Here is a 5231-nt window from a genome sequence, read left to right on the forward strand (position 1 = left end):
AGTTCTTTGCCGTTGTATTTGTATTCCTACACCCCTATATACTTCAAATTTTCAACACTACTTCAGTTTTAATGAACGCCTCATTATTCATTCAAATATAATGATTTTCAATTGAAAAAAAAGATTTTTATAGGATAAGACAAGCCATTTTTCGGGTTATAATTTTGCCCTTATTTTTTGCTGTCCTACTTTTTGATACAAAAAGTCGTTCACTCCGCGCTCCCCGTTCACTTACGCCAGCAAAAAATAAGGTAAGCTATTTAACATAAAATTCCGTTCATTATAGGCATTATCAGCCTATAATTTATTTTATGTTTTCGCTACCGCAAATAGCCAAAATCAACCCCGAAAAACGGCTTATTTTGATGGAGTACTCTTTTTTTCAATTGAAACCAAAGGTTCGATGAACTCAAATGAAAAATAAAATGAAGTGAATCAAAGAAAAAAGACTATTGTAAAGGATGATGCTTGTCGATAGCATCTTGTAAAGCTTTGATTCCTGTTTGTTTATATTTCTCGGTTGTATCTAAAAATTTATGTCCACAAAACAGCTGAACCGCTCGTAAATTATGTCCTTGACTGAGTAAATTGGTAATCACACTTTGTCTGATTTTAACCGAAGTTAATCGTTTGTCAACCTGCTTTTGATAGGTCGATAAAAGGTAATTAATGTCGTCTGCTGTTGTTGGATTTCCTAATTTATTGAGAATAAAAAAAGACTGTTTTGTTCGTTCTAATTGTGGTCTATCTTCCTGTAAATAGTGATAAAATAAAAGGATTTGTTCTGCTTTTAAAGACAAGGTTCTACTGTTGGTCATTCCTGTTTCACGGATGTAAATTACCGCTTTTTCGAGGTCGATATCTTCGAGTAGAATTTGGGTTATTTCCTTGACTAAAACGGCTTGATGAACGAATAAACTCAGGATAATTTGATTGCGTTTGGCTAAGATGGCATAACGTTCCTTTCGTGGTTCAAGTAAGGTTTTGAGTTCTTTTTCTGTCCATAAATCCTGTAATTGTACCGCCGTTTGTTTAGCATCTCGAAGCTTGATAAAGTGAGCAGGATTGTCCTTTCTTACCTTTATTTCAATCAGATAATCGTAGTATTTTTTCAGCGCATACACCACACGTTTAATGGTTTTAGGTTGATAATAATTCCGTAAAAAACCAATGTACTGCATCAGCTGTGGATAGTGACATTTTTCGTGATTAGGAGCGTATTTTTTGAACCGATTGATTTCATATAAATAATTGCTAATGGTACTTTTATTCAACTGATTTTCAAGATAATTTTCTAAAGTCATACGGCTTAATTTTAGTGTAAATTTGAGTGGTACGCAGTAAATCATGCCCTAAAAAATCCCGAACCATTTCCACGGTCATTTCATTTTCAAGTAAATGAGATGCAATACTATGGCGTAAATTATGTAAGCTAAATCCCTGTTTATCTAATCCACATCGAGTTAAAACACGACAAAAAACCGTATAAATTTTGTTTCCGCTCATTGGTTTTCCGTTTGAATTAAGTAGTAAAATGGATTCATCATTTCGTCTGTTTTTGGTTTTATCCTGGTACAGTTTAAAATCTTCTACAAGCTTTGTTGTAAGCGGAATAACACGTCTTTTCTTTCCTTTTCCACTGCGAACATATAAGCGTTTTTCACTTAAATGAATGTCTTCTACACATAGCCTTTCAACCTCTGTTCGTCTTAATCCACAACCATAACACAGGTTTAAAATCATTGTTTCTTCTAAATTGATGCAATTGCTGTAGAGTAGTGCGATTTGTTCTACACTTAAAACGGCTCGACTTTTATAAGTCGAACGTTTGATTTTTAAGGTATAAGGCGTTTTAATCAGCTGTTTTGTACGCAATAAATAGGCAAAGAATAAGCGAATCGCAAAGAGTTGTGTATGAATATAACTGTTACTCAACGGCTTTTTTCTTCGGCTACTGATTACAGTTTTCAAATGAAAATAAAAAGCTTCAATGTGATGACTTTCAATCGTGTAAATAAGTTCGTGAGAATGCTCAAACAGGGCTTTGACGTACTTTGGATAATGATTAACCACTGTTTTACAATAGCCTAATTGTTGTAATTCTGTTCTAAATTCATCGAGTATATCTTGCATAACTATGACGGGTTTGTTCACATTGTTTTTATTGTTTCTTATGGTGTTTACGAATCACTTCGTTAGATTTGAGGTTGTCTACTTTTGGAACATGGAACAATAGTATAGATGTTAGATTTTAGATATTAGAAACTAGATAGTTAAGTCTAAATTAATTGTTCCAAGATTGTTCCCTATTGTTTCAGTGAGTATCATAACTGTTCTATTTGTCGTAGAATCTTTTCTTTAATGGTTTGTCTTAACTTCTGGTAATCATCCCAATAATCCACTCGATAAGCAATTTTACGCAAGTTTCCTGCATATTTACTCGTTAGGTATTCGAGTTCAATTAAGCTGTTCATGTAGCGTGAACACTGCGCTTTGCTCATATTAAAGGCTTGGCGGATTTCTCGTTGTGTAAAGTCGATTTCAGAACCATTTGCATTTTCTTTGTGTGCTTTTTTGCTTAAATACGCTTTTAATTTCTCAAAAAACTGACGCAAACTCCCGTCTAATTCATCGACTTTTAACACAATACTTTCAAAAAGAACCTCCGTTGCTTGCTTTAAATCTTCCACCTGTGTGATTAATTTTCCATCTTCTGTCAACTTTCTATTTTGCTGATTAATCAAGGTAATTTGACGAACGATACTTTGAAACATTTCGTTTAAACGTCTGATTTTATGCACTTCTTCGGGTAATTCTAATCGAGTAGCAAACGGATTAATCACATGATACGGCATTAAATTTCGGATGATATTTTGTAAAAAATGTTTGGTTTTTTCTTCGGATTGATGGCTGACTTCGCCAGCATATCGCCTGTTTTGATAGGCAATAATTCGGCGGGATTGTTCGCTACTTTCGTCTACTGCTAATAGAAAACTACGGCTCATATTATCTTCGTAAATCTCGCCTTTTGTCGTTGCAGACAGCGAACTAAATACGCCACGAACCTCCTTTTTAACGGCTTTAATATTGCCTTTTTTATCCTTGATACTCACCGAACTACTTAGTCTCTGATTACTGATTAATTCACGCATGGCAAACATGGCTTCGTCTTTTAAACCGTCTAAATCCTCGATAATCAGAAGCTTTCCGACTAATTCATATTCGCCCCAATTGTATAAACTACTTTCGGTAATTCGGGTAAAACGAAGTACATCTTCTTGTGGCATTAAATCGGCTATTTTACTGATTAAATGTGTTTTTCCACTGCCCGAACTTCCTTGTACAATGGCGTGAAGTGGGTGTTTGGTTTTATATGAACTTGCAATGATAAACAGTAATAATCGGCTGTCCTGTTCGCCTACAATGCCACTTTTTTCGATTAAATCATTCAATTGAAAAAATAAATCGGTTGTCATTTTAGGTTGTTCCAAAGGTGTTGGTACAGTTTCTTTTTCAATTGAAAAAGAAGTAAGAGAAGAAGAAAAATCAATTGGTTTTCTTTTCTCTAAACAGTCTAAAACAGTTGTTTCATCATAAGCAACTAAAGTTTCATTGACATCTTTATCAATGAATTGAACACTATAAAACACCACTTTTGGATGAATGGATTGAAGTAATTTCGCATATTTTAAGGTAGCTTTTTGACCTGCTTCATCCATATCAAAACAGAATATAATTTCTTCTAATTCAATAAGTTGTTTTATTATTTCTAATAGTTCGTTTGTTAATCCGTTCGTTCCAAAACAGGCAAGTATTTCATATTTTCTTAATTCTAAATTCGTACTTCGTAATTGAAGCAATGAAGCTGCATCAATAATACTTTCAGTTAAAATCAGCTTTTTAGCTTCTCGATTGGGATAATTTGGATAAAGTCCAGAACGGTTTTTTAAGTAAAAATGACGAGAATCTTTATGATCAAGAGTTGAACGAAAATAAAAGGATACAATTTTATTTTCTTGGTTTTTTAATGGAAAAACAAGGCATTTATTTCCAAATGGTTTATAGGATTGTCCGCCTGTTCTGCTGTTGGTTCCGTAAGGAATTAAAAGTCCAACTTCTACGCATTCTTGAATTAATTTCTCGTCTTTTCTTGCTCCATGATGGAATTGTCCCGAGTTAAAACCGACTTCTAATTCATCAAAATTTAACGCTCTGGAATGGCAATAATCTTTGGCAGGGTCACTGCATAATAATCCTTTGCGGAAACTTAAAAACATTTTGGTTAGGAACGCTGAATGGTTAGCGGTTTGAGGAATTCGAATTGTTTTATTCGTATTTTGTACTTCTATATTCGTACTTGAAGCAAGTGTTTTACACTTGTTTAACGCTTCATGTTTGCTTAATTTCTCATAATCTTGTACAAACTGAATCACGTCGCCTGTTTTGGAACATGCATGACAATTGTAAAAATTCTTTTCCAAATTAACCTGTAAACTCGCTGTTTTATCCGAATGAAACGGACATTTCAGCATATTGTTTTTAGGTTCTAATCCGTAATGAAGCAGTACTTCTTGTAGCGTTAACTTTTGTTTTATCTCGCTTATTTCCATTTGAAAAATTATTTAAAAAATTTTCACTAATCGTTTTCGCTTACAAACTTAGCGTTTTTGATTTTTAAAACAAATTGTTTTCGCTTTTTATTTTTCAAATGAATTAGTTATTTCACTAACTAAATTGTAATTTTGTAGAGTATATAATACATACGCAGTATGTTTTAAAGTTTATTTGCTATGGAAAATTTTGGAAAAAACTTGAAAGAATTAAGAAGCGGAAAAGGTTTTTCGCAAGAAGTGTTTGCTTCTAAGATTGGAATTCACGTGACTAATCTTTCTAAATACGAAAGAAATATTTCGATTCCATCTTTGGAAGTAGCGGAAAAAATGGCGAAAATTTTATCGATTTCTTTGGATGAATTGGTTTATGGAAACAATAAAGCTGATGCTATTTTACAGGATAATCAGTTATTGAATTTGTTTGCTGAAACGCAACAATTAAATGATAATCAAAAAAATACAATCAAAGATTTATTAGAGGCTTTTATTCTAAAGAATAATTTGCAAAAGCAATTAGCGGTTTAATAGTTAAAAAAGTGAAATAATGACAACGCAAGAAATCTATATCGTAGAGCCTTCTACATCGGAAGAAGCGAAAGCATTGAAAGCTTTTGCAAA

Annotated in this window: 4 protein-coding genes; 1 reads left to right on the forward strand and 3 read right to left on the reverse strand. The window is 33.1% G+C overall.

The genetic code is table 11. The features are described from left to right. Window positions 1–449: 449 nt before the first annotated feature. The 3 genes from N5D46_RS14315 to N5D46_RS14325 all read right to left on the reverse strand — a co-directional run bounded on the left by N5D46_RS14315 (window position 450) and on the right by N5D46_RS14325 (window position 4610). Window positions 450–1304: a tyrosine-type recombinase/integrase gene (locus N5D46_RS14315; RefSeq protein ID WP_280050405.1), complete on the reverse strand. Its 855-nt coding sequence runs from the start codon at window positions 1302–1304 to the stop codon at window positions 450–452. Then, the gene (locus N5D46_RS14320; protein ID WP_219035438.1) at window positions 1282–2133 is read right to left on the reverse strand and encodes a tyrosine-type recombinase/integrase; all 852 of its coding nucleotides are present in this window, start codon (window positions 2131–2133) and stop codon (window positions 1282–1284) included. The genes N5D46_RS14315 and N5D46_RS14320 overlap by 23 nt, the downstream gene beginning before the upstream one ends. Window positions 2134–2324: 191 nt before the next feature. Next, window positions 2325–4610: a CHC2 zinc finger domain-containing protein gene (locus N5D46_RS14325; RefSeq protein WP_280050406.1), complete on the reverse strand. Its 2286-nt coding sequence runs from the start codon at window positions 4608–4610 to the stop codon at window positions 2325–2327. Window positions 4611–4790: 180 nt separating this feature from the next. On the opposite strand from N5D46_RS14325, the gene N5D46_RS14330 reads away from it, so the two are divergent. After that, window positions 4791–5138 carry a helix-turn-helix transcriptional regulator gene (locus tag N5D46_RS14330; RefSeq protein ID WP_280050407.1) on the forward strand — a complete coding sequence of 116 codons (348 nt, stop codon included), beginning with the start codon at window positions 4791–4793 and terminating at the stop codon, window positions 5136–5138. Window positions 5139–5231: the final 93 nt, after the last annotated feature.

The sequence above is a fragment of the Empedobacter sp. GD03865 genome (genome assembly GCF_029840775.1).
GTDB classification, from domain to species: Bacteria; Bacteroidota; Bacteroidia; order Flavobacteriales; family Weeksellaceae; genus Empedobacter; species Empedobacter falsenii_B.